The 24399-nt window shown below is 60.6% G+C and carries 19 protein-coding genes; 14 read left to right on the forward strand and 5 right to left on the reverse strand.

Annotated features, from left to right (window positions below):
- Positions 1 to 7 precede the first annotated feature (7 nt).
- The 4 genes from AC5I5B_RS23630 to tssH form a co-directional block, all read right to left on the reverse strand.
- Complete coding sequence (locus AC5I5B_RS23630; protein ID WP_020010215.1) at positions 8 to 508, reverse strand: type VI secretion system amidase effector protein Tae4; 501 nt, start codon at positions 506 to 508, stop codon at positions 8 to 10.
- An 11-nt stretch (positions 509 to 519) separates the two neighbouring features.
- On the reverse strand, positions 520 to 909 hold the full coding sequence (locus tag AC5I5B_RS23635) for a Rap1a/Tai family immunity protein (protein WP_003504562.1): 390 nt from the start codon (positions 907 to 909) through the stop codon (positions 520 to 522).
- Between the two features lie 109 nt (positions 910 to 1018).
- A complete protein-coding gene (locus AC5I5B_RS23640; RefSeq protein ID WP_003504561.1) occupies positions 1019 to 1495 on the reverse strand; it encodes an Hcp family type VI secretion system effector in 477 nt (158 codons plus the stop codon).
- Between the two features lie 57 nt (positions 1496 to 1552).
- Positions 1553 to 4207 carry a type VI secretion system ATPase TssH gene (gene tssH, locus AC5I5B_RS23645; protein WP_174054678.1) on the reverse strand — a complete coding sequence of 885 codons (2655 nt, stop codon included), beginning with the start codon at positions 4205 to 4207 and terminating at the stop codon, positions 1553 to 1555.
- 220 nt (positions 4208 to 4427) lie between these two features.
- On the opposite strand from tssH, the gene tssA reads away from it, so the two are divergent.
- From tssA to AC5I5B_RS23715, 14 genes are all read left to right on the forward strand, one after another.
- Complete coding sequence (gene tssA / locus AC5I5B_RS23650) at positions 4428 to 5480, forward strand: type VI secretion system protein TssA (RefSeq protein WP_080864573.1); 1053 nt, start codon at positions 4428 to 4430, stop codon at positions 5478 to 5480.
- Between the two features lie 68 nt (positions 5481 to 5548).
- Entirely contained in the window at positions 5549 to 6058 is a 510-nt protein-coding gene (gene tssB, locus AC5I5B_RS23655; RefSeq protein WP_020010212.1) for a type VI secretion system contractile sheath small subunit, read from the forward strand.
- A 98-nt stretch (positions 6059 to 6156) separates the two neighbouring features.
- On the forward strand, positions 6157 to 7638 hold the full coding sequence (gene tssC / locus AC5I5B_RS23660) for a type VI secretion system contractile sheath large subunit (protein ID WP_003504545.1): 1482 nt from the start codon (positions 6157 to 6159) through the stop codon (positions 7636 to 7638).
- 56 nt (positions 7639 to 7694) lie between these two features.
- The gene (gene tssC / locus AC5I5B_RS23665; RefSeq protein ID WP_060726790.1) at positions 7695 to 9089 is read left to right on the forward strand and encodes a type VI secretion system contractile sheath large subunit; all 1395 of its coding nucleotides are present in this window, start codon (positions 7695 to 7697) and stop codon (positions 9087 to 9089) included.
- Positions 9086 to 9910: a type VI secretion system accessory protein TagJ gene (locus tag AC5I5B_RS23670; protein WP_003504541.1), complete on the forward strand. Its 825-nt coding sequence runs from the start codon at positions 9086 to 9088 to the stop codon at positions 9908 to 9910. Before tssC (AC5I5B_RS23665) ends, AC5I5B_RS23670 begins: the two co-directional genes overlap by 4 nt.
- Complete coding sequence (tssE, locus tag AC5I5B_RS23675) at positions 9903 to 10412, forward strand: type VI secretion system baseplate subunit TssE (RefSeq protein WP_003504539.1); 510 nt, start codon at positions 9903 to 9905, stop codon at positions 10410 to 10412. Before AC5I5B_RS23670 ends, tssE begins: the two co-directional genes overlap by 8 nt.
- Positions 10405 to 12186, forward strand: a complete 1782-nt coding sequence (tssF, locus tag AC5I5B_RS23680; protein WP_174054679.1) for a type VI secretion system baseplate subunit TssF — start codon at positions 10405 to 10407, stop codon at positions 12184 to 12186. The genes tssE and tssF overlap by 8 nt, the downstream gene beginning before the upstream one ends.
- Before the next feature lie 9 nt (positions 12187 to 12195).
- The gene (gene tssG / locus AC5I5B_RS23685; RefSeq protein WP_174054680.1) at positions 12196 to 13200 is read left to right on the forward strand and encodes a type VI secretion system baseplate subunit TssG; all 1005 of its coding nucleotides are present in this window, start codon (positions 12196 to 12198) and stop codon (positions 13198 to 13200) included.
- A 4-nt stretch (positions 13201 to 13204) separates the two neighbouring features.
- On the forward strand, positions 13205 to 14410 hold the full coding sequence (locus AC5I5B_RS23690; protein WP_174054681.1) for an FHA domain-containing protein: 1206 nt from the start codon (positions 13205 to 13207) through the stop codon (positions 14408 to 14410).
- Positions 14400 to 15740 carry a type VI secretion system baseplate subunit TssK gene (gene tssK, locus AC5I5B_RS23695; RefSeq protein ID WP_111798070.1) on the forward strand — a complete coding sequence of 447 codons (1341 nt, stop codon included), beginning with the start codon at positions 14400 to 14402 and terminating at the stop codon, positions 15738 to 15740. Before AC5I5B_RS23690 ends, tssK begins: the two co-directional genes overlap by 11 nt.
- Positions 15737 to 17239, forward strand: a complete 1503-nt coding sequence (gene tssL / locus AC5I5B_RS23700; RefSeq protein ID WP_111781609.1) for a type VI secretion system protein TssL, long form — start codon at positions 15737 to 15739, stop codon at positions 17237 to 17239. The genes tssK and tssL overlap by 4 nt, the downstream gene beginning before the upstream one ends.
- On the forward strand, positions 17236 to 20712 hold the full coding sequence (gene tssM, locus AC5I5B_RS23705) for a type VI secretion system membrane subunit TssM (protein WP_174054682.1): 3477 nt from the start codon (positions 17236 to 17238) through the stop codon (positions 20710 to 20712). Before tssL ends, tssM begins: the two co-directional genes overlap by 4 nt.
- A gap of 83 nt (positions 20713 to 20795) precedes the next feature.
- Positions 20796 to 22196, forward strand: a complete 1401-nt coding sequence (tagF, locus tag AC5I5B_RS23710; protein ID WP_495752867.1) for a type VI secretion system-associated protein TagF — start codon at positions 20796 to 20798, stop codon at positions 22194 to 22196.
- Positions 22183 to 23079 carry a protein kinase domain-containing protein gene (locus tag AC5I5B_RS23715; protein WP_087746581.1) on the forward strand — a complete coding sequence of 299 codons (897 nt, stop codon included), beginning with the start codon at positions 22183 to 22185 and terminating at the stop codon, positions 23077 to 23079. The genes tagF and AC5I5B_RS23715 overlap by 14 nt, the downstream gene beginning before the upstream one ends.
- Before the next feature lie 10 nt (positions 23080 to 23089).
- Here the strand turns inward: AC5I5B_RS23715 and AC5I5B_RS23720 are convergent, their stop codons facing one another.
- Positions 23090 to 24226: a polysaccharide biosynthesis/export family protein gene (locus AC5I5B_RS23720; RefSeq protein WP_174054684.1), complete on the reverse strand. Its 1137-nt coding sequence runs from the start codon at positions 24224 to 24226 to the stop codon at positions 23090 to 23092.
- Between the last annotated feature and the right edge of the window lie 173 nt (positions 24227 to 24399).

Raw genomic sequence — 24399 nt, forward strand, 5'->3', positions numbered from 1 at the left:
CTCCTATTCAGGACCCGCGGCTGGACTGCAGAGGCCAGAACCAGATCGTTTCCGAATTGTAGTAGCAGGCAGATGCGCATTGGGTGGCTTCCGAGCCGCCCCGCACAAGATCGATATGACCGCCGCCGGTGTAGCCGGGGATATTGTTGAACGCCACGACGCCATTGCGCGCGCCGATACCGTTGCGCGCCGTCGCGGGCGTGAAAGGCTCGGGCTCGCCGAGATAGCCCGTCCGCTTCATCAGGTTGGCGAGGCGGCGCATGTTCACCTCTATGCCCTTTCCGGCATAGGGGCCTTTCTGGATGCGGTGCGAGGCAGGCACGATGTTGATGCCCGACTTCACGAAAGCGATGCTGACGCGAATGGCGCAGGTATTGTGATAGTTCGGATTGCCGATGAAATCATCCCAGCCGATTTCCGTGAACAGATCACGCTGGCTGATATAGTTCGGGTGCGACGGGTCGCTGCTCGGATAGTTCTTATAGAGAGTGTCAAAGTTAACACGCATGGTTCGTCCCACTAGTTACTTTTCTGCTCACAGGGAAAGGAGACCTTGAGCGCCTCCCGCACGAGAGTGGCTGCCTGTTCATCCAGTTTTTCCGCAGGAAGATCGCCGAGATAAGTGTAGATCCGGTCGGTAAGTTCATGGGGCGCCACGGCGCCCGCACCACACCAGTCCGATCCGCTTGTCAGATCGGCCACACCGGCGATATAGGCGCTCGATTTTGCAACGGAAACCAGCCGCCGCATTTCCGGATCAGACACCTCAGGGGCAAGTTTGCCCTCGATGGCCTGCTTGAGTTCGGTACCGGAGAATATCCATGTCCGTTCCTCGGCACCCGCCGGTGAAAGACCGGACAGAGCCAGAACAACCGGCACGGAAGCAAAAAACGCATATAGGGAGCGCATGATTAACCCGCCTCGTCCAACGTGGATGAGAAACATCACGACGTGAGCTGCAAAACTGCAATGAAAACGTTCCGGTGCCGGCCGAGGCCGGCACCGGGTCGCGTCGCTATCAAGCGGCCTTCGTCGTCGCCAGATCGTAGGAGGCGATCATCGGAGACTGCGGCGAGTTGTTGTCGTCGAACGGCGTGTACTTCACTTCCATCTTGGTGAAGTTGAGCTTGATGGTTTCCACCGGACGATCACCGCTGGAATCCACCGAGTAGCTGGCGATGAGTGTGTTCGTCAGCAGGTACTCGATATAGGTGTTGCCCGGATTACCCGTGGTCACCAGATGGATGGTTGCGAGCTTGCCAGTGCGGCCGGCGCAGGCCTCCTGGAAAAGCTTGGTGGAAGAAGAATCGCTGACCTTGGTCAGAATGACTTCCGAAATAGTCGGTTCGGATGCTTCGCGGTTTGCAGCAGAACCAGCAGATGTGTTCATGTTGCGTGCCACGTTCCAGTGAATGGCTTCGATGTCCATCCACTTGCGGTGCTCCTCATGCGTGGCGTCGCCCTGGATACCGTCAATCTGCAGATAAATTGGCATGCTGTAAGCTCCTGTAGCTGAAATGACCTCTTGCTTCGAGGCCGCGTTACCCTTCGTTTAATGCCGCATGCGTCGGGTAGCCCCTTCCGACGCGGCAACTTTATCCACCCCACCCTCTTCGGTTGCGGCGAATTCATCTGGCTCCCCAGCCACTTCGGCACGAATACCGAACCGATTTTCATCAAAATCGACAACGATCTTGCCCACCCGTTCTCCCGCGATCACCTTCTCGAGGAAGAAGCTGGAAAGAGGCGGCAGGAGATCCTTGCCGATCATGATTTCGATGGCGCGTGCGCCAATTTCACTTGCACCGGCACGCGCCACCAACGCGTCGCGCGCGGCATCGGACAGGGTCAGGTCGGCGCCATATGTTGCCAGAACACGCTCCCTGATCTTGCCGATCTGCATGTCCACGATCCTTGCAAGCTCTTCCGCACCGAGCGGCATGAACGGCAGGATGATCGTACGCCCGAGGAAAGCGGGCTTGAACTGTTTGGTCAGCTCCGGCATCAGCAGCGCTTCCAGCGCCTCGCCTTCCGGCATCGTATCCGGATCGGCCGAAAGCGCGGTCAGCAATTCCGATCCGGTATTGGCCGTCATGAAGATCGTGGTGTTCTTGAAATCGACGTCGCGGCCTTCGCCATCGCGAAGCACACCCTTGTCGAACACCTGGTAGAAAATATCCTGAACGCCGGGATGGGCCTTGTCGATCTCGTCGAGCAGGAGAACGCCGAACGGCCGGCGGCGCACCGCTTCCGTCAACACCCCGCCTTCACCGAAACCGACATAGCCCGGCGGCGAGCCGAGAAGCAGCGAAACCTTGTGCTCCTCCTTGAACTCCGACATGTTGATCGTCGTCAGATGGCTGTTGCCGCCATAGAGCAGATCGGCCAGCGACAGTGCCGTCTCGGTCTTGCCCGTTCCCGACATGCCGACGAGAAAGAACACGGCCGGCGGGCGGCGAGGATCGGACAATCCGGCGCGCGCGGTTCGCATGGCATCGGCAATCCGGCCGATTGCGGCATCCTGCCCCACGACCCGCTGGCGCATGCGCGCATCCAGAGTGCGGGCGCTTTGGATCTGGTCGGCCAGAAGTTTACCGAGCGGAATTCCCGTCCACCGCGATACGACGGATGCAATCGCTTCACGATCAACCACCGTCGGCACAAGTCTTTCGGCATTTGCCGGCCTGGTCTCAGCCGCACGCCGCAGGGGCGACACATTCGATGCACCGGTTTCAGCCGGCTGCTCTTCGTTGAGTTCAGCCATTTCCGCATCGTAACGGCTGCGCAGATCGTCAATCCCGCTCTCGAGCTTTTCGACTTCGTCGCGTATCGACTGGATACGACCCTCAATCTCTTCGTCCTGCGGTTCACGCAGAAGCCAGTTCAACTCATCGGACAGAAGACGCCGCTCGCTTTCCATCGCGCGCAGCCGTTCCGGCAGTGTCTGCCGCGCCAGCGAAACGGCAGCCGCGGCCGTATCGAGAAGGCTGACGGCCTTGTCCGGCAATTGCCGCGCCGGCATGTAACGCGCGGATAATTGCACCGCCGCCACGATCGCCTCGTCACGAACGACAACGTTGTGATGGCTGACGAAGCTGTCGGCGACACCGCGCAACATGCGTATCGCGGTTGTCTCATCAGGCTCGCGCACATGAACGGGCTGGAAACGTCGCGTCAGCGCCGCATCCTTTTCGAAATATTTCTTGTATTCGCTCCAGGTCGTCGCCGCGACGGTGCGCACTTCACCCCGCGCCAGAGCTGGCTTGAGAATATTGGCCGCATCGCCCTGGCCAGCCGCACCACCTGCGCCGACAAGGCCGTGCGCCTCGTCGATGAACAGGATAACCGGTTCGGCCGAGCGCTTTACGGCATCGATCACACCATGAAGACGGCGCTCGAACTCACCCTTCACACCGGCGCCGGCCTGCAGCAGCGAAATATCGAGGTTCAGCAGGCGGACGTTGCGCAATTTTTCCGGAACATTCCCGGAAGCGATCTCCAGCGCCAGCGCTTCCGCAACCGCCGTTTTACCGACACCGGCCTCGCCCACGAGAATGGGATTGTTCTGACGACGGCGTGTAAGAATGTCAACGAGTTGGCGCAGTTCATCGTCGCGCCCAATCACCGGATCGACCTTGCCGTTCCGGGCATCGGCGGTCATGTCCTGGGTGTAAAGGCGCAGAAAATCGTTCTGGCCGGCGGCTGGCGCTGTACCCGCCGTCGTGGAAGGAACGCCGTTCCCGGCGGTCTCTTCAACGGAACTGCGAAGGCGCTCGAGAGCCGCGCGATCCATCGCCTTCAGCGACGGAAAAGCGGAGCGGACGAAAGAGCGGATCGAGGTTTCCTCGTCCATCGCCAGAAGCAGGTCGCAGAGCGTCACGCGGTCGCGCCCGGCCTCCAGCGAAGCAAGAACCCATGCCTCGCGGCCCGCCGTCAGAATGTTCTGGGAGAGCGACAAGGCCTCGCCGTCGCCAATCACGGCCTCTTCAAGGCTGCGGCCGATTTCTGCCTGCAACACCGGAAGTGGAATTTTTAATTCCTCGAATGTTTTCGCATAGATGCCGGCATCTACAACCGCCAGCAGCCAATGCGGGATATCCACGTACCTGTGCCCCATACGCACCGCGACAGAAGCCGCAGCTTCAAGGGTGACGCGCAGGTCAGGCTCAAGCGCTTCAACGAGGCGATTGAGATCGATATGCGACATGCAATGAGCCTCCTGCCCGGGTTCATTCCACAACGTGACGTGGAATAACTATGATGATGAAACCGGGTTGTCCACCCCGAAGTTTATTTTTTATCGGGTTAGATTAGACACTAGACGCCACAATTTAGACACATTTTGAATAAGTCTGTCTGATCAATAGCCTCACGTAAGGGAAGTAACTACAAAAAATCCATTACTATTTTCTGGGGATAGACTACCTTTGGATACGAAGCATGTTAAAACAGATGTAGAACTTTTAGGGAATTGCGGAGATAATATCCGCAATGATTCAAGAACGCGTGAACTATACTATAGAATTAAGGATGAAAGAAACCAGGCACGCACAGAAGAGCGCGCCACCTCCCCCCAAGATAACTTAAAGATCTCCAGTAGCTGGGACAGTGTCAGCAATCTTGGATTGCAGATTATATATTCCGAAAGCAAGGACATAGAAATATTGGCGTGGCTTTCCGAAGCAAGCCTGCGGTTGCGCGGCTTTCCTGGACTGCGCGAAATCTATGAGCTTTGTAATGATCTTTTTTACAACCACTGGGACTCATTGCGCTCGATCAGCGACGATAATGATGAGGAAAAATTTGCACCTTTTGCGGGATTGAACGGCATCGGCACCGAAGGAACACTTGTTCAGCCGCTCCGGCTTGCGCCGCTGATCCCCGGAGGGAAATTTGGCGAGCACAGCCTCTGGGATTTCCAGCTGGCGCAGCGGCCAACCGAGAGCAAAAGGCGCGAAGAACTGTATCGGCTGGCATCCGAAGCGGGCGTTGCCGCCATGTCTTCTCATCTGGCCGAGGTAAACGCCTGTCTCTCCAGCTTCGACGCCATCATGGCGGTTCTTTCCGAACGCTGCGGCCAGTTCGCGCCACCCAGTTCCAATATCCGAAATACGCTCATCGAAGCCGCCGCCGCCATCCGCACGCTGGGCGGGCGCGAAAAGGAGCCGGCCCCGGTTGAGCAGGCGGCGACCGCCGTTGCGGACACTGACGAGGGCGGGCAACCGGCGGTGCGGATATCCGCAGCCTCACCGGAAGGCATATCTTCACGCGATGAGGCCTTTGAAACTCTTCTTTCGGTTGCGCGTTACTTTCGCCGGACCGAGCCGCACTCGCCGATCTCGCTCTCCATCGAAACGCTGGTTCGCAGGGGGCGCATGGATTTTTCGGAACTGCTGGCGGAGCTTCTGCCCGAAACGCAGGCCCGCAACGCAGTTCTGACGGCCGCCGGGATCAAGCCCGGCGGAGAAAACGGAAAATAACGAGGCAAGGGACGGGAAACGCCGTCCCCTAACAGTCAGCCATGCCAAGGGGCATCAAGGAGGTTGAAATGGCAAGTGTACATGAAAAGCTGGAGCGGGTTCGCAAGCCCCGCGTTCACATCAAATACGAAGTCGAAACCGAAGGCGCGATGGTGGTCAAGGAACTGCCCTTCGTCGTCGGCGTGCTGGGTGATTTCTCCGGCAATCCCACCCAGCCGCTGAAGCCGTTCGGCGAGCGCAAGTTCGTTCAGATCGACCGCGACAATTTCGACGAGGTGATGCGCCGCATGACCCCGGGCCTCAACATTTCCGTTGCCAACACGCTGCAGAAAGACGGCACGGACATGCAGGTCAACCTGAAATTCGAAAGCATGGACGATTTCGAACCCGGCGCCGTCGTGCAGCAGGTTCCTGCCCTGAAGGCGCTTCTGGACGCCCGCAACGAGCTTCGCGACCTGCTTTCCAAGGCCGACCGTTCTGAAGATCTGGAACGGATGCTGGAAGATATTCTGCAGAACAAGACCGATCTCGCAACGCTGGTTTCCGAACTCAAGGAAAAGAACGGCGCGAGCAAATAATCGCCTGCGCGGAGGAAAACCTCCCCGAACGGCCCCCATTGCGGGGCTTCAACTGTTCAAGCGGCATTTTCCAAAGCCGCATGTGGAAGGACTGAAACATGAGCGCTGAAAGCCTGCTGAAAAATGAAGCACAGGCAACGACCGCCGAAGATCAGGGACTGCTGTCCAAGGTGGTTGCCGCAACCCGCCAGACCGAACCGGACCGCGCGCAAAATCTTCTGCGCACGCTGACCGACCAGGCGCTGAAGGGAACGGTCAAATACGACCGCAACCTCACCGTCACCCTCAACCACGCCATTGCCGAACTGGACCGGACGATTTCCGAACAGCTTGCCGCCATCATGCAGGCGCCGGAATTCGCGAAGCTCGAAGGCACCTGGCGCGGGCTCAACTATCTCGTCAAGAATTCCGAGACGAGCGTCAACCTCAAGATCCGCGTCATGAATTCCGGCAAGCGGGAACTCGCGCGCGATCTGGAAAAGGCCGTGGAATTCGATCAGTCGCGCCTCTTCAAGGCGATCTACGAAGACGAATTCGGCACCCCCGGCGGCGAGCCGCTCGGCGCGATCATCGGCGACTATGAATTCGACAACTCCTTCGATGACGTGCAGCTGCTGCAGGGCGTCTCGTCGATTGCGGCGGCGGCTTTCGCACCGTTCATCTCGGCGGCAAGCCCGCATATGTTCGGCTTCGAGGATTATCGCGATCTCGCCCGTCCGCGCGATCTGGAAAAAATCTTCGATACGGTGGAATATGCCAAGTGGCGCAGCTTCCGCGAGAGCGACGATTCCCGTTTCGTGACACTCGCTTTGCCGCGTGTGCTGGCGCGCATGCCCTATGGCCCCAAAACCAACCCAATCGATGATTTCGCCTATGACGAAACCAAGGGTGCGGTGAATGGCGACCTGCAGCATGACGAATATTGCTGGATGAACGCCGCCTATGTCATGGGCACCAAGCTGACCGACGCTTTTGCGAAAAGCGGCTGGTGCACGGCAATCCGTGGCGCGGAAAATGGCGGCCGGGTGGAAAATCTGCCCATGCACGTCTTCTCCAGCGATGACGGCGATCTCGACCTCAAATGCCCGACCGAAGTAGGCATTACCGACCGCCGCGACGCCGAACTCGGCAAGCTCGGCTTCCTGCCGCTCTGCCACTACAAGAACACGGATTATGCGGTGTTCTTCGGTGCCCAGACGGCGCACAAGCCGAAGCTTTACGACAAGCCGGAAGCAACGGCCAACGCCGCCGTTTCGGCCCGCCTGCCCTACATCATGGCAACATCGCGTTTTGCGCACTATCTCAAAGTGATGGGCCGCGACAAGATCGGCTCCTTCATGGAAGCATCGGATTGCGAAGTCTGGCTCAATCGCTGGATTGCCAACTACGTCAACGCCAATGACGAAGCGGGCGAGGAAAGCCGGGCGAAATATCCGCTGCGCGATGCCAAGGTGACCGTGCAGGAAGTGCCGGGCAAACCCGGCGCCTACAATGCGGTCGCATGGATGCGGCCCTGGTTGCAGATGGAAGAACTGACGACGTCGCTACGCATGGTCGCCCGTATTCCGTCCAAGAACTGAACCCGGACCGGGGTGGTCCGGCCACCCCGGCCCCGTTCTTCACCCGGAGCCCACTCATGGCGCATCAGTCCTTTCCGGACGCCCGTATTTTTGCCGACCAGCTCATCGCCCTCATCGACGATGCGCTGACCGGCCAGGTGAACGCCATTCTCCATCACCCTGACTTTCAGGCGATGGAAGCGAGATGGCGCGGGCTTGCCATGGTGGTGCGCGAGGCTGGCCGCGGCACTGACGTCAAGGTGAAGCTGCTGAATGCCAGCTGGCGCGACCTTGCCCGCAACACGGAACGCGCCACCGATTTCGACCAGAGCCATCTTTTCGAAGTTGTCTATAACCGCGAATTCGGCATGCCGGGTGGCGAACCGGTCGGTCTTTTGATCGGCGACTACGAATTTTCCCCTGACGATCTCGAGGGTGCCGATTCCATCACGACGCTGTCGCAGATCGGCATGGTGGCTGCGGCCGCCTTCTGCCCCTTCGTGGCGGCGGCCTCGCCTTCCGCCGTCGGCCTGCAGGACTTCTCGGAGCTCAGCCGGGTCCACGATTTTTCCTGGCTGAAACAGGAGAAATCGCGGCTGCGGTGGAACGCGCTTCGTGCACGTGACGATTCCCGCTTCGTCGGTCTTGTCGCGCCGCGGGTTTTGCTGCGCTCGCCCTACAGGCCCTATGCGCGCGGACGCGATGACGGATTTCCATTCCGCGAGCATGTGGCGGAAAGCGGCGAGACCCTGCTTTGGGGCAACGCCGCCTTCGCTTTTGCCACGGTGGTGGTGCGCAATTTCGTCGATTCCGGCTGGTTTGCGGATTTGCGCGGTGTAACGCAGGACGCCGTGGATGGCGGCATGCTTTCTTCCCGGCAATTGCCGCCGCTCGATCTCGGCATCGAGAGCAACGGCCTTTCCGCGCAGCCGCCCGTCGAGGTACAGCTGACGACCGGGCAGGAACAGCAATTTTCCGATCTCGGCATCGTGCCCGTCTCCACCACCTATCTCTCCGGCATGGCGATCTTCAACGCCAACCAGTCCCTGCATGCGCCCGGCCACTATTCCAGCGAAGCGGCAAGACAGAACGCCCGCCTCGCGGCCATGCTGCAATATGTGCTGTGCGCCTCCCGGTTCTCGCATTACCTCAAGGTCATCATGCGCGACGATATCGGCCAGCTGAGCGATGCCTCGACGATAGAACGCAAGCTGGAAGGCTGGCTTTCCTCCTACACGCTCGGCAATGACGATGCGGAAGCGACGCTGCGCACGCGCTACCCGTTGCGCTCTGCCGGGATCAACGTCTTCGAGGTTCCCGGCAAGCCCGGAACATTCTCCTGCACCGTGCGCCTTCAGCCGCATTTCCAGCTCGACGACGTCTCCACGAGCTTCCACCTCATTGCCGAAACCATGATGCCGCCGGCGGCCGCATCCCGATCTTCGGCCGAGCCGCAAAGGATATCCGCATGACGCTGCGCGACGACATTTCCCGCCTTCTCGATGATGACCGGCTGCAAGAGGCGATCGGGCTTGCACGCGAACACGTCAAGACGAAGCCCACCGACAAGGATGGCCGCCATTTCTACATCGACCTGCTGGTCCTCGCCGGCGACTATGAGAAGGCCGATGCGCAATGCAATCTGGCCGCAACATTCTCGCCGCAGGAAAGTGTCGGTTTTTCTCTCTTCCGCCACCAGCTGCGCGCCATGGCCGCACGCAATGCGTGGTTCGAAAACGGCGCGGTGCCGGATTTCCCCGGCGGTCCGTCAGAACTCGATCAGCTGGCCATCCGGGCGAATATCGCCGCACGCAGCGGTGACGCGGATGCCGCCGGAACCGCGCTGGCTGAACTCGACGAAAAACGTGGCAATGTGGCGATCGGCCATAATGACAAGAACGCCGGCGATATCCGCGATCTGGACGACCGGATTCCGCACGCGCTGGAAGTGCTGACCAATGGCGGCCGCTATCTGTGGATCGATTATGGCCGCATCGAAAGCCTCACCATCGACCCCATGAGCCGCCCGCGTGACCTCGCTTTCCGCGGGGCCGAACTGACGTTGCGCGACGGCGCGGTCGCATCCGTGCTGCTTCCGGCCATCTATCACGGCGCAAAGGACGATGTCGGCCTTCTCCTTGGCCGGGAAACGCGCTGGAGCGAAGAGGACCAGCCGCTGGCGACCGGGCAAGGCCAGCGCTGCCTGCTGATTGGCGACGATGTCGTGCCGTTCCACGAGATCGGTTCTCTTTCCGCCGCATCCGACGATGAAAGGCAGATCGCCCGTGGTTGATCCGCTCGAGCAATATCGCGCACGACAGAGAACGCTGTCACGCTCCGTTCTGGACCGGCTGCTCGATGACGCGCCGGATGCCGAAACGGACGCGCTCGTCAGCCTGAAGGATCAGGCGCGCGAAATGCGTGAGGTGATCCGCCGCGATCTCGAGGCATTGCTCAATACCCGCCGTAACCCCGCCGGCCCGCCGGCGGCGCTGAAGGAACTGTCCGATGCGCTGGTGAGCTACGGCGTGGACGGTATTCTCTCGGCCAATCTGGTGACGGATGCCTCCAAGGCGCGGCTCGCGCGCAGCATCGAACGGCGGATTTCCCTGTTCGAAACCCGCCTTGCCGACGTGCATGTGACAATCCTGAAAAACCGCACGGATGGCGACCGGGCGCTTCGCATGCGCATACAGGCAAGTTTCCGCCTTCAGGAAGGTATGCCGCCGATCAGCTTCGAATCCCGGATCGATCCGTCCACGCAGCGTTTCCTGGTGGAGGCGACGAATGGCTGACGGCTTTCTCGAAAAATACAATGACGAACTTTTTGCCCTGAGAAAACGCGCATCGCGTTTCGCGGCGGCGTTCCCGAAAATCGCCGGCAGGCTGCGCATGACGGGCGATGTCGCCGACGATCCGCATGTCGAGCGGCTGATCCAGAGTTTTGCCTATTCCGCCGCCCGTGTGCGCCAGAAGCTGGACGACGAGTTTCCGGAACTGTCGGACAGCCTGCTGGAAACGCTCTATCCGCATTATCTTGCGCCGATCCCGTCCATGAGCGTGGTTCAGTTCACCCCAAGCACGGCGCTGGCAACCGTGCAGACGCTTCCGCGGCACAGCGAAATCCTCGCCGAACCCGTCGGCGGTGAAAGCTGCCGTTTTCGTACCACGCAGGAGGTGGCGATTGCGCCGCTGCAAATCGCAGCCACAACGCTTTCCGGCCAGCCGATCGACGCGCCTTTTTCGGCCTCCTTCGCCGGTGCCGCCAGTTGCCTGCGGCTTTCACTCCGCAGCACGGCACCGCGCGGCGGCACTTTCCCGGAAATGGGCCTGACGAAACTTCAGATTTTCCTGTCCGCCGCCTGGCAGCAGGCCACGGCGCTTTACGAGCTTTTGACCAACCATTGCGTGGGCATGGCGCTTGCGCGTCACGCCGAGGACAAGGAAGCCGTTTTCCTGCCCGCCGGCAATCTCAGGCCATCCGGTTATACGCGCGATCAGGCCATGTTGCCCTATCCGGCCAACAGTTTTGACGGATACCGGCTTCTCACCGAATTCTTCGCGTTGCCGCAGAAATTTCTCTTTCTCGACATCGACGGGCTGGGCAAATGGAGCGGCGGCGATTGCGAACTTTACATCTATCTGGATGCGGCGGACACGCAGCTTGAGCGCATGGTGTCGGTCCGGGATTTCGTGCTGAACGCCTCGCCGGTCATCAACCTGTTCAAACAAAGCTGCGAACCGTTGAGCCTCGATGGCACACGCACGGAATACCGCCTGCTGCCGGATGCACGGCGGCAGCGGACCCGCGAAATCTACGCCGTCGAAAACGTCCAGCTGACCAGCCGCTCCGGGCAGACCGAAAAGACCTCCCCGTTCTTCGGCCGCACACAGCGCAATAACGGCGCCAACGTGTTCTGGCAGATACAGCGCCGGTTCGATGACGACGGTTCTTCCGATACGGACATCGCCTTCGTGGATCAGAAGCGCGGACCGCTGGGACCGCTCGACATGGTGGCGAGCATCGATACGCTGTGCATCAATCGCGAGCTACCAAGCCAGCTTCCCTTTGGCGGCGGGCACCCCTTCCTGCAGCTTTCGACCGGCAACGAGGCTGTAAAATCCATCCATGCGCTGATGCCGCCGACAGCGGCAATCCGCGTCAACGAGCGTTCGGCGCGTGAATGGCGGCTGATCTCGCATCTCCTCCTCAACCATCTGTCCCTCACCGACAGCGGCGGCGCACCGCTGAAGGACATTCTGTCGCTTTATTCCTTCAGGGACAGCCCGGAAACCCGGCAGCTCGTGGAGGCGATCAGCAATGTCGAGGCGCAGAATTCCCATGCCCGGATCGGCTCGGCCATGGTGCCGGGAACTGACATCACCGTGGAGTTCGATCCCGCGCTGATCGCGCGACCTGCCGCATTTGTTTTCGCCAATGTCCTCAACCATTTCTTCGGGCTCTACACCTCGATCAACAGTTTCACGCGGCTGACGGCGACGATGCGCGGCCACTCCAAACCGATTGCCCGCTGGCCTGCCCGTGCGGCCGACCGGCCGCTGCTCTAGGAGACCGGGATGGAACAGCAAACGCCAACCATGAAAGACCGGCAGGCGGCGCTTCTCAGCGACGACCCCGGTCGTTTTGAGCCCGCCACTGCGTTTCGCGTCGCCCAACTCGTTTCCGAGGATGACGGGATTGTCATCGGTGCCCATGGCGGAACACAGCCGACCCCGCTGGCGATCAGCGGTTTCAACCACAAACGCGGCCAGGCCGAACTGAAATCCGCTTTCGCGCCCATCGTCGGGCCGCTCGGTTCGCTGCCGCCGGCCTATGGCGAATTGCTGCAGCGGGAGGAACGCAATCGCTCCGGCGCGCTGGCAAGCTTCTTCAATCTGTTCGCGGCAAGGTTCAGCGAATTATTCGTATCCGCGACGGAAAAATACCGCCTCGCAAGGGGATTGCGCTGGTCGGTCGAGCAGCGGGAGAATGGTTTCCGTAAAACCCTGCTCGCGCTCACCGGTTTTCGCACTGCCGGTCTGGTCGAGAAGGCAGGCGTGAGTGAAGATGCGCTCCTGCGTTTCAGCGGCCTTTTGGCCGGCCGCAACCGCAATGTTTCGGCCCTGACATCAATGCTTTGCGAATTCACGGGACTTCCGGTCAATGTCGAACAGTTTCGCCGGCGATGGGTGGCTTTGCCGCTTCATGAACAAAGCCAGCTCGGGCAGGCATCCGGACTGAGGCTCGGACAGAACACGACGGCGGGAAGCGCTGTCGAAGATATGAGCGGCGGTTTCCGGGTCGTGATCGGTCCTGTCGCCTATGCGGATTATCTGGCCCTGACGCCCGGATCGAAGCGGCTTGCGGAGATATTTTCGCTGACGCGCCTGTTCGTTGGAAGCGCATTGCATTTCGATGTGCAGGTGATCCTGAAAAAGGAGGACATTCCCTTTTGCCGCCTCGGCCAGTCCGATGCTCCCGCCCGTCTCGGCTGGAACAGCTGGGCTCGTGTGGCGCCCGCCCAAAAAGACAGCGCCGATGCTGTAGTGACCGAGCCAGAAGGCTCGGCGATTTCCGCGTGAGGGCATGGATATGAAGCTTGCACTCAGGGACACACAAAATATCGGAGCCACAAGAGCCAATCCGTGGAGCTTCGAGCGAGGCCGCCGCGTCATCGGCCGATCGCGAGAGTGCGACTGGCAGATCGACGACAATGAGCGGCGCGTTTCCAAGCAGCACTGCACGCTCAGCCGCGATGGTGAAGGTTTTACGATCCTTGACCAGAGCGCGAATGGCACGCTGGTCGATGGTCGCCTGCTGCTGGAAGGTGAAAGCGCGCGTCTCCGGGACGGTTCGCAAATCAATATTGGCGGGCAGATTTTTCAGGTTGCCATCAGCGGTGATGCCGAGCTGGATTTTTCCGATCCCGACGCATCCCTGCGTATGAGTGACGAGCCGCTGACCATTTCGGCGATCCTTGCCGACATCGCCCCGAACGGCCGCTCGGCCGGCGGCGTGATGGGCAACACAGCCGCTTCCGATGAATGGTCCGAAACATGGCGCGAGGGCGCGAACCGGAAGGCAAAATCCATTTCACGAAATGTTGAGATCGGCTGGAGCGAACCGCCTGCAGCGCGTGGAATAGGCACCGTTCTGCCTGATAACTGGGACGACGAGCCGGTTGCAAGCAGCGAGCACGAACATACCGACGCATTGAACACACCGGTCATGATTTCACGCCCGGTTTCGGCCGCAGGTAGCGAAGATTTCAACAGTGTTTTTCCGGAGGCAAGCGAAGAGCCGACCCCGGAGAAAGCATCAACTGCTGATAATTCGACCGCGCAGGAGATCGGCGATCTTCTGACCATGCTGGAGCGGGAAAACGCCGATTGTCTGGCCATTCTCGACATTGAAAGCGAGCGCGCCGGCCACGGTTCGTCAGCCTCCCTAAGCGAGCGGATGGAAACGCTCATCCGCCAGCAGCGGCGTCTCACCGCCTCTCTCGAAACCTTGATCCATAACTGCACGCAAAAGCTCGAGCCAAGGCTTCTCGAAGCCTCCGTCGATGCCGGCAACGATCTCCGGGCGAAAATCGGCCGCAGGGACTGGCAGGGCCTGATCATGAAGACCGATTACTGGTCCACGTACAAAAAGCAATTTGAGGAAAACGGCCGTCCATTGCCGATCAGACAGTTCCTGCAGCGGGCAGCGCGCGGTGAGGCCGCGCCCACGCAGGAGCCTGGCGCGATTGCGGCCGACGCAAAGGGGGTAAACAACCACAATGAGACATGAGAACCGTGTTGCCTGGAGCGAGGGCATGTTTCTTCGCGTCCAGCATTTTCAGCAATCCGACCGCTGGACTGAACGCCTGGTGCGCAACACCACGCGCAACCTCTCGCCTTACCCCTGGGGCGTCGCCGAAATCGGCGTGGACCGCAGCGCATTGTCGATAGGGCAATTCGCCCTGTCGAACCTGCGAGGCGTCCTTCCCGATGGAACGCCCTTCGAAGCGCCTGAAGATTCCGACTTGCCGCCGCCACTCGATCTCGACGAAAGCGTGAAGAACGCCGTCATCTATCTCGCCCTGCCGGCCCGGCAGCCGGGCAAGGCGGACATGTCCGCCAGCGGCCGCAAAGATGCGAATAATGTGCGCTTCACCGCTTCCAGCTATGAGGTCTCCGACACCAATATCGAGACGGATTTCGTGGCCCCCATCGATGTCGGCCGTCTCAGTCTGAAATTCCTCAAGACCGGCGACGATCTTTCCGGTTACGATCTCATCGGTCTGGCACGCGTGATCGAGGTCCGTTCCGACCGCGCGGTCATTCTAGACCCGGATTTCATTCCTCCGAGCCTCAGCTGCGCGGCGGCACCCCGCCTCAACGAATTGCTGACGGAACTTCTGGGGATCGTGCGCCACCGTGCGCAGGCAATTGCCGAACGCATCGGCGACCCGACGATCCGGGGAACCGCGGAAGTAGGCGATTATTTCCTGCTGCAGATCCTCAACCGCGCCGATCCGCTGCTGGCGCATCGCTGCGCCAACGCCACGCGTTTTCACCCCATCCGCTTTTACGAAGACTGCATCCAGCTTGCCGGCGAGCTCGCCACCTTCACCACGGACAAAAAACGCGCGACGGATTTCCCGCCCTATCGGCACGAGGATCTGAAGGCCACCTTCGGCGCGGTTTTTGACGATCTGCGCACGTCGCTGTCAGCGGTTCTGGAACAGGCCGCCGTGGCCATCGAACTGGTGGAACGCCGCCATGGCGTCCGCGTCGGCACCATCCACGATCGCACATTGCTGCGCGATGCCGGTTTCGTGCTTGCCGTGCGCGCGGATATGGCCGCCGAGGACATTCGCCGCCGTCTGCCGGCTCAGATCAAGGTCGGGCCGGTGGAGCGGATTTCCGAACTGGTCAACGTGGCGCTGCCGGGCATTCCCGTGCGCTCTCTGCCGGTTCTGCCGCGGCAATTGCCCTATCGGTCCGGCACCGTCTATTTCGAGATCGACACGCAATCACCACTCTGGAAGCAGCTTGATACATCAGGCGCCATCGCCCTGCATCTGGCAGGCGAGTTTCCCGGGCTTGAGATGGAAATGTGGGCGTTACGCGAATGAGCAAGGAAAAGCCCTCCTCCTGGCAGGATTTGCCGACGGTGGTCGAAATCACCGAAGAAAGCCGCCGACGCAACCAGAACGCCCGCAACATGGCGGCGATCCTGGAAGACATTGTCGAAGCCGACGAGCCGGCCGGGCGACCGAAGGCAAGCGCGGCCGCCATGCCGGTCGATCAGCTGCTCTCCGGTTTCCATTTCGGCGGCGACGATGTGCCGACGCTCGTGCAATCGGCCGCCCCCCTTCTCAACCTCGCGCATCTCCTGCGCTTCAGCGATGCCGAGCCGGATCCCGATCAGCTTCGCCGCGCCTGCGTTGAGGCTATCACCCGCTACGAACGCGATCTCGCTTCCGCACGCATCAGCCCCGAACGGGCAAGGGCGGCGCATTATGTCGTCTGCGCCACGGTGGATGATGTCGTTCTGAGCAAGCCCTGGGGCGTGCGGGCAGGCTGGGCGCGCTCCGGCCTTGTCTCCACCTTCCACAATGACGTTACCGGCGGCGACCGGGTTTTCGACATTCTCGACCATTTCCACCAGTCACCCGGCGCCAACAAGGATCTGCTGCTGCTGATCTATCTGTGCCTGTCGCTTGCTTTCGAAGGACGCACCCGCGTTTCGCCAAAGGGTGCGCTGGAGCTCTCGCGCATCCGCGACAGCCTCTACAAAACGCTGATCGGCCAATACGGCACTTTCGAACGGGAGCTTTCGCCGCACTGGAAAGGCGTCGATGCACGGCATACGCCATTGCGCACGATGGCTGCGCTGTGGACCCTGCTTTCGCTGATGGCGCTTGCCTTCGCGCTTGGTTATCTCTTCTTCACGCTGTCGCTCAACAATGCCTCCGATGTGACCTTCGAGAGGCTCGCCCATCTGCCGCCGAACGAAACACCGAGCGTGCTGATCGCAAACCCGCCGCCACAGCCACCGGCGCAGGTCGAAACGCCCAAGGTCGTGGAACCGCCGAAGACGGAGCCGCGGCAACCGTCCCGGCTTGAAAAGCTGATGGCCTTCCTTCAGCCGGAAGTCGAAAAGAAGCTTGTCACGCTGGCGGATGTGAACGGGCGGCTGCGCGTCCGCATCAACAATTCGGGTCTGTTCTCTACCGGCAGCGCCGATGTCAGTCCGCAGTTCCGCGATCTCATCCAGCGTATCGGCGGGGCGCTTGCGGCTGAAAAATTCCGCGCCGTCGTCATCGGTTATACCGACACCGTGCCGATCAAGACGGTGGAATTTCCGTCGAACTGGCACCTTTCCGAAGCGCGCGCCAAGGCGGTCGGAGACATTCTTTCACAATTCACCGGCCCGGAAGCGATCCTGACGGAAGGCCGTGCCGACAGCGACCCGATCGCCGACAACAAGACGGAGGAAGGTCGTCAGATCAACCGCAGAACAGAAATCATGGTCCTGACCAATCCCGATGAAAAACTGAGCGACGCCGGCATTCTCTCGCCGACCATCCAGAACAGTTCGGGACAGCAGCCGCGAGAGGTCCAGCCATGAATCCGCTAAGCTATTTTTATACGATCCGCTCCTATGTCGAGAGCTATGCGGCTCTCATCGGCCGCCGATTCCTGTCGCTGCTGTGGGTGGTCGCGCTCTGCATCGTCATCTGGTTTTACGGCTATCTGGTCGCGCTGGGCGATTTCAAGCCTTTGGGAACGACACAGTCGCGGCTGATCGCCATCGGCATCATTCTGGCGATATGGCTGATTTATATCGTCGTCACGATTTATCGCGGCCGCAAGCAGGACAAGGAACTCGTCGACAGTATCGAGCGCGAAGCCCTGGCCAACCGCCAGGCCGAAGTCGGCGAAATCCAGACGCGCCTCAAGGAAGCCTTGGCGCTGCTGCGGCGGGTCACGAAAAAGCGCTTCGGTTATATTTACGACCTGCCCTGGTATGTCATCTTCGGCGCACCGGGCTCCGGCAAGACAACGGCGCTCACCAATTCCGGCCTGCAATTTCCGCTTGGCGATGCGCTCGGCGAAAACGCCGTGAAGGGCATCGGCGGCACACGCAACTGCAACTGGTGGTTCGCCGACGAGGCGATATTGATCGACACCGCGGGCCGTTACACCACGCAGGACGACCTTGATGGCTCATCGAAGGCCGGCTGGGAAGGATTCCTTGGACTTCTGAGACGATATCGCCGCTCGCAGCCGATCAACGGCGCATTGGTGACACTTTCCATCCCCGATCTTCTCACCCGCGATCCCGAGGAGCAGCGGCAGGAACTGCGCTCCATCCGCCAGCGGCTTTCGGAACTGGACGAGTATCTGCGTGCGCGCGTTCCGGTCTATATCGTGCTGACGAAGGCGGATCTGCTGCATGGTTTCGTGGAATTCTTCGACGGTTTCAACAAGACCGATCGCCAGCAGGTTTGGGGCACGACCTTCAAGCTGGATGAGAGCTATACCGCCGAGAACCTGCCGCAACGCCTGACGGAAGAGTTCGAGCTGCTGCAGCAGCGGGTCGATGCGATGCTGATCGAGCGCCTGCAGCAGGAGCAGAATGCCGAAACGCGCGGCCGCATCTTCCGTTTCCCGGCTGAACTCGCACGGCTGAAGGACCGGCTCCATGAAGCTCTGACCGAGCTTTGCGCAAGTTCTCCCCTCATCGAAGCCCCACTTTTGCGTGGCGTTTACCTCGCTTCGGGAACGCAGCCGGAAACGGAAAGGTCTCCCGCAGCGTCCCGAACCCGCCGAAGCTATTTCCTGTCGCGGCTGTTCAAGGACGTCATCTTCCCCGAAGCCGCACTGGTGATGCGTGACAAGCGCCTTTCCAGGCGACAATTGCTGGTGCGGCGCATTGCCTATGGCGTATCCGCCGCCGCGGTCGCCATTGTCTTCACCGGCTGGATTTTCACCTATTTCGCCAATACGCAGGCGCTGGCGGAAGCCGATCGCAAACTTGGCGCTTATGAACAGCTCGTTCAGGGCATTCCCGTGCGCGATGTTTCCGACGCCGATTTTCTCCGTATCCTCCCGGCGCTCGACAATCTGCGCGATGTCAATTCCGGCTTTGCCCGCGAGAGAGTGTGGAACGTCAGCTTCGGGCTCGATCAGGAAGACAAGATCGCCGGACGGCAGCGTGACGCCTATCAGCGCGCGCTCAATGCCCTGCTCCTGCCCCGCATGATCGTGCAGCTGCAGAAACAGCTGAAGGACGAAAGGGATGTCACGCGCACCTTTAATTCGTTGAAGTTCTATGGAATGCTCGGCGGCATGGGTGCACTGGACCCCGATTTCCTGACCGTGCAGACGCATCAGATGTTCGCATCCCTTTATCCCGGCGACGGAAGAGCGGCGGCGAGAGAGGCGCTCGACCGGCACGCAAAAGCGCTGGCGAATGGCGTGCTCGCCCCGATCGAGCTCGATGCGCGGCTCATCGCCACCGCCCGCGAAACCATCCGCAACCAGGCTGTCGGCACGCGTGCCTATGATATTCTCGCCGGTCTTCCGCAGGCGCGGGAACTGATGGAATGGACACCCGCCACGGCTTTCGGCCCGCTTGGCGAGCGCGCCTTCGAGCGCCGCAGCAAGGCGCCGATGGCGGAAGGCATCGAAGGTCTTTTCACGGCGGAAGGATATCGCACCGTTGTCATTCCGCAGGTCGCCCATGCGGCGCGCATCGCGCTTTCCGAAGGGTGGGTGCGCGGTTCCGATGATGCCATCAGGGGCGCCACGGTCGAGCAGGTGGCGCAGGCTGCACTGCAAATCTATTTCGACCGTTTCGAGAAAAAATGGGCCGATACGCTGGCCGACCTTCGGGTCAAGCCGTCCCAGACCCTTGGCGACGCGGTGGAAACAACCCGCGCACTTGCCAATGAGCGCAATATTGTGGTGGAGGCTGCCAGATCGATCGCGGAGGCGACCGATCTGCGCCCCGGAGCAAACCCGGCCACCCTCGCCTCCGCCGCGGAAGGTGACACAACCGCAGCCGTTCTGGCCGCCACGGTGAATGCGGCCGATCCCTATGCGAGACTGCGCGACATGCTGGCGGCGAAAGGCACGACCGCAACGGGCGAGGCCAATGGCGGCAAGGCCGGTGGTTCACCATCGGAACAATTGCTCGCGCATTTCAAGATGCTGAACGAGCAGCTTGCCCGCTCGGCAACCACCTCCGATGAAGTCGCCAGGGTTTTCGACGTGGACAGCCAGCTCACAAAGGCCAATCAGGATCTGTTGCAGCAGGCCCGTGAATTGCCTGCGCCGCTGGATGTGTGGGTGGCGGGCGTGGCGGCGGATGTCGGCTCGCTTGCGGTCAAATCCGCACGCAGCCGCATTGCCGAACTCTGGGCAGCCGATGCGGCGTCCCTGTGCTCTTCCATCGTCACGGGCCGTTATCCTTTTGACAGGTCGTCTTCCCGCGATGTCGCCATCGCGGATTTCACCCGTCTCTTCGGGCCATCTGGTGTTTTCCAGAGCTTCTTCAAACAGCGACTTGAGCCGTTTGTCGACAGGACGACCAACCCCTGGAGCTGGAAAGGCACCTTCGGCGCCGCCGGCATTCCCAGCAGCGCCATTGCCCAGTTCGAAAATGCCGACAAAATTTCGCGCGCCTTCTTCCCGAATGGCAGCGAGACGCCGGCGGTGTCGATCAATGTCAAACCCGTTTCGCTCACCAATGCCTCCAGCGCCGTGATGCTGGAAATCGAGGGTGAGCGGGTCGTTTATTATCACGGCCCCATTCAGGCGAAATCGATCACCTGGCCGTCGCGCGAAAACACGGCCAGCCTGTCGCGCATCGCCTTCCAGCCGGGCGGCTGGCAGCAGGCGAAAACCGAAAACGGCGACTGGTCGCCATTCCGGCTGTTTGACGGCGCCGACATCGAAAACCAGTCGGGTGATCTGCTGCGGGTGCGATTTGCGAATGGCGCTCAGGCTGCCGAATTCGATATTCAGTTCGGCTCGGTTCTCAACCCATTCAGGCTGGACGCCATCGCCGGCTTTGCCTGCCCCGCACAGTTTTAGCGGCGGGGCGGCACAGCGTTTTTTTACAGGAGGGGATCTATGATGAAAGCAACGACGAAAAGCACCACGGTCAATAACAACTGATGGCCAATCAGGCATCGAGGCCCGCGGAAACCGCAGCGGAAAGCGACCGCATCGGTTTCTTCGGCAAGGTACCCAGCCATGGCGACTTCATCTCCGACGGGCTTGAACGGGAATTGATCGGGACCTTTGACGACTGGATGCGATCCGGCCTGCACGCCTGCGCGGACACGTTCGCGGGCCGATGGTCCGAAATATTCGCGTCATCGCCTCCCATACGTTTCATCATCGAAAGCGGCATATGGGGAAACTGCGCCTATGCCGGCGTGCTGGTGCCCAGTGCAGACCGGGTGGGGCGAAAATATCCGCTTGCCATCATTGCCCAGCTCAATAACTTCCGGAAACATCCGAGAACGCTCTATCTCGACGACACCTGGTTCATGGCCGCCGAGGCGCTGGCCGAAACATCCATGACGGATGATTTCAACATGTCCCGGTTCAACGCCTCCGTCAAAAAACTGCGCCCGCCGAAGCCACGGGAAGAGGATGATACACAGGAAATGGTGCGTAACCGCGTACCGACGAGCCTCTGGTGGCACATTGATCCCATCAGCCGCCGTGCCCGCGGCCTCAAATTTGACGGTAAACCCAAAGCTTCCGATTTCCTGCGCCTCTTCAGCGACATGACGGGCAAGGGCGATGAGGACGGCTCAGCGCCTGCGCAGGCGCCGGAGAGTGTGAAACAGAAAACCCCACCCATTATTTCGCCCGCGCCCTCAACCGGACAGCCCGCGCCGGTCATCTACAGCTATGCCACGCACCCGGGAACGAGGCTCTCCCTGAACGCGGATTCGCTCTTCGTTTCCCAGACACCTACCCTCTTCGCCATAGCGGACGGACAGGGTGACACGCACAGCGCCGCGGAAGCCGCCCGTCTGGTCACGAATATTCTTGCTGAGACGCCCGATGCCGAAACTCCCGAAGTGATGGCGCAGCAGATCAGGGGAAAGCTCGGCACAGTCAACAGCCTGCTTCTGTCGCGCCAGGCCATGGGTGCGGACGGCAGGCCGATGGCCAGCGTCGTCATAGCCTCCATTTTCGGCCGCAGGCTGAGCGTGTTATGGTCCGGCGACGCGCGTGCCTATCTCCTGAAAAACGGAACCATGCACCAGCTTTCGCGCGATCACGTCGTTATCGGCATGAAAAAGCAGCTCTCGCAATGTGTCGGGCTTTCCCAGCAATTCCGGCCGGATATCGTCGGGGAAGACTGGAGCTCACAGGACAGGCTGCTCCTGTGCAGTTATCCGCTGGTGCAAATCCTGAAGGAGCGCGCGATTGCCGAGATTGTCGGCAACACCCCGATCAAGGACTGCGCCAGCGCCCTGATCCAGGAAGCACTGATCGAGGACGCACGCGAAAATGTCAGCGCCATCGTGATTGGAAACCGGCTTGAGCAAGGGTAAACAACCGGGCGATGGGCCTGCCTACCCGCAGGTTGCCGAGCGCTTTTCCGATCTGTGGGAAAGCATCCGCCACGATGGCACTGGGGAGAGGTCGGCCGAAGACCGGAAGGATCTGATCGACCAGATCAGGAACGCGCTGGATCGGAAAGTCTCGCATTTTTCCGAGGCAAAACCCGACTGGATTGCCGACAGTTTTTCCCTTGAACGGATTGCCTACGAAAGCGAAAACACCCTGCTGCTGCAAGTGCGGCACCGCGATCTCGGCACCCTTCATGCGCTGAAGACCCTGCCACCAGCGTTGAGAAACGACGCGGCGCTACTGCAAAGATTGCGGGAGGAGGCACAGGTCGGACTGACACTGCGCCATCCGTGCCTGGTGGAAACATCGGCGCTGCTGAGACTGCCCGATGGGAGGCCGGGTCTGTTGCAACCATGGCTGCCGCAGTCACTGGCGTCGCAGCGGCCTACTACCGCGCCGCAGGCGATCACAATCCTTCGCCGCCTGCTGGAAGGGCTAAGCGGCATGCATGCACGGGGTTATGTCCACTGCGATGTCACGCCAGCCAATATTTTTCTGGAGAACGGCGATTTCGAAACAGGTAGGCTTGGCGATTTCGGCATTGCGCTGGAGATCGGCCAGAGACATGCGGAACGGGGCATGAGCTTCGCCGCCTCGCGCGAATTTGCGTCACCGGAACGGATGCGGGACGCAGCGGCAAAGCCGGATCAGGATATATTTTCAGTGGGACGGCTTGCCCGGCGGCTTGCTGGGTCAGATGGGGCGCGAGCAACGCAAAGCTTGGCGGATTTTGCGGACGGCTGTTGCCATGACGATCCCGCTTTGCGTCCGCAATCGGCGATGGAAGCGCTACAACTTCTGTAGCGCCCAATCGTCAGTTGCCGCTGCCGGGAAGCGGTGCTGCCGCCGTCGGCACGCTCTTCTGGAACACGGTCAGGAGCTTGGCCGAATCCACCAGCGGCGCGTTGCTGGCATAAAGCACATCACCCTTCTGCATCTGGAAAAGCTGCATGAGGGCAATGCTGGAAGCGTCGCGCATATTGACGTGATAGATTACCGGCCGCATGGTCGTGGCTGTCGCGACCGGGCCTTTCGCGCCCGGTGCCGTTGCAGACGGCACCTGAATAATCTCGTTGCGGAAGACATAGACATTGCGTGCGTCCGCACGGTCATCCAGCAACCCGCCAGCGCGGCCGACAGCCTGCGCCAGGGTGAGTTTTCCAGCTTCGAACTGGAATTCGCCGGCGCTCTTGAAGGCGCCGAGCGCCGTGTAACTCGCCGCATCGCCATCAATCATGATCTGATCATCCGGCGAAAGGCGGATATTCTGGCGGTCTTCCCGCATGACGCGATCAAGCGGCGCACTGGCCCTGTGCGAGCCGCGAACCACGGTGACCGTAGCCGCGCCCGGCGCGACAGTCGGGCCGCCGGCCTGATTGAGGGCATCAAGCACCCGCTCCTGACGGGCGGTGAGCGTTATTTTGCCGGGGTTCTTCACCGCACCGCCGAGCATGACGGCGCTCGTCGGCTTGTCTACGACGGTAACGACGGCCTGCGGGTTCACGGCCGATCCCTTGAGCCCGGCGACGACCTGCGATTGCAGCCCCTCGGGCGTCGAATCCACCACCCGCTGTTTGCCGACGAAGGGAATATTCACCGATCCGCCCTGATCCACGGTAAAGCGACCGAGATTGAGCGTCTTGCTTTGCGTCGGGGAGAAAAGTCCGTCTTCTCCCGTATCCAGCACGGTGATGTCGATCACGTCGCCGCGCCGCAATCTCTGGGCGTTGTAACCGGTGTTGCGAAGCGCGGTAAGGCCAGGCCCGGAGGTGCCCTGCAGGCTCCCGGCGGAAACCGTGGCCGCCGGTGCATTCGCCAGTTCGATGACGGGGATTTTTTCGTTGGTTCGTGGGAAAGTCGCAGATCGGATATTGCCTGCGGTCGGTCCGTCAGATGGCTTTGCACATGCGCTCAAAAGCGCCACCAGCAAAACCGCACCCAACTTTTTCATCCCTCATCCCCTCGATGATTCAACCTGACGCAGAGATAACATCCCGACACATCATCGCAACAACTTTAGCGGTTGCAATTTAGCGAAAACTTGTCTTCCAAAGAAAAGGTGTGACCATTCCGCAACCTTTTCGGAAGCGCCCAAAAGCAAACCCCAACAATGTACCGATGAGA

This window comes from Agrobacterium sp., assembly GCF_059499945.1.

Excerpts from the sequence above, each read along its gene's own strand:
- AC5I5B_RS23630 (WP_020010215.1), bottom strand. The coding sequence starts at position 508 with ATGCGTGTTAACTTTGACACTCTCTATAAGAACTATCCGAGCAGCGAC.
- AC5I5B_RS23635 (WP_003504562.1), bottom strand. The coding sequence starts at position 909 with ATGCGCTCCCTATATGCGTTTTTTGCTTCCGTGCCGGTTGTTCTGGCT.
- AC5I5B_RS23640 (WP_003504561.1), bottom strand. The coding sequence starts at position 1,495 with ATGCCAATTTATCTGCAGATTGACGGTATCCAGGGCGACGCCACGCAT.
- tssH (WP_174054678.1), bottom strand. The coding sequence starts at position 4,207 with ATGTCGCATATCGATCTCAATCGCCTCGTTGAAGCGCTTGAGCCTGAC.
- tssB (WP_020010212.1), top strand. The coding sequence starts at position 5,549 with ATGGCAAGTGTACATGAAAAGCTGGAGCGGGTTCGCAAGCCCCGCGTT.
- tssC (WP_003504545.1), top strand. The coding sequence starts at position 6,157 with ATGAGCGCTGAAAGCCTGCTGAAAAATGAAGCACAGGCAACGACCGCC.
- tssC (WP_060726790.1), top strand. The coding sequence starts at position 7,695 with ATGGCGCATCAGTCCTTTCCGGACGCCCGTATTTTTGCCGACCAGCTC.
- AC5I5B_RS23670 (WP_003504541.1), top strand. The coding sequence starts at position 9,086 with ATGACGCTGCGCGACGACATTTCCCGCCTTCTCGATGATGACCGGCTG.
- tssF (WP_174054679.1), top strand. The coding sequence starts at position 10,405 with ATGGCTGACGGCTTTCTCGAAAAATACAATGACGAACTTTTTGCCCTG.
- tssG (WP_174054680.1), top strand. The coding sequence starts at position 12,196 with ATGGAACAGCAAACGCCAACCATGAAAGACCGGCAGGCGGCGCTTCTC.
- AC5I5B_RS23690 (WP_174054681.1), top strand. The coding sequence starts at position 13,205 with ATGGATATGAAGCTTGCACTCAGGGACACACAAAATATCGGAGCCACA.
- tssK (WP_111798070.1), top strand. The coding sequence starts at position 14,400 with ATGAGACATGAGAACCGTGTTGCCTGGAGCGAGGGCATGTTTCTTCGC.
- tssL (WP_111781609.1), top strand. The coding sequence starts at position 15,737 with ATGAGCAAGGAAAAGCCCTCCTCCTGGCAGGATTTGCCGACGGTGGTC.
- tssM (WP_174054682.1), top strand. The coding sequence starts at position 17,236 with ATGAATCCGCTAAGCTATTTTTATACGATCCGCTCCTATGTCGAGAGC.
- tagF (WP_495752867.1), top strand. The coding sequence starts at position 20,796 with ATGGCCAATCAGGCATCGAGGCCCGCGGAAACCGCAGCGGAAAGCGAC.
- AC5I5B_RS23720 (WP_174054684.1), bottom strand. The coding sequence starts at position 24,226 with ATGAAAAAGTTGGGTGCGGTTTTGCTGGTGGCGCTTTTGAGCGCATGT.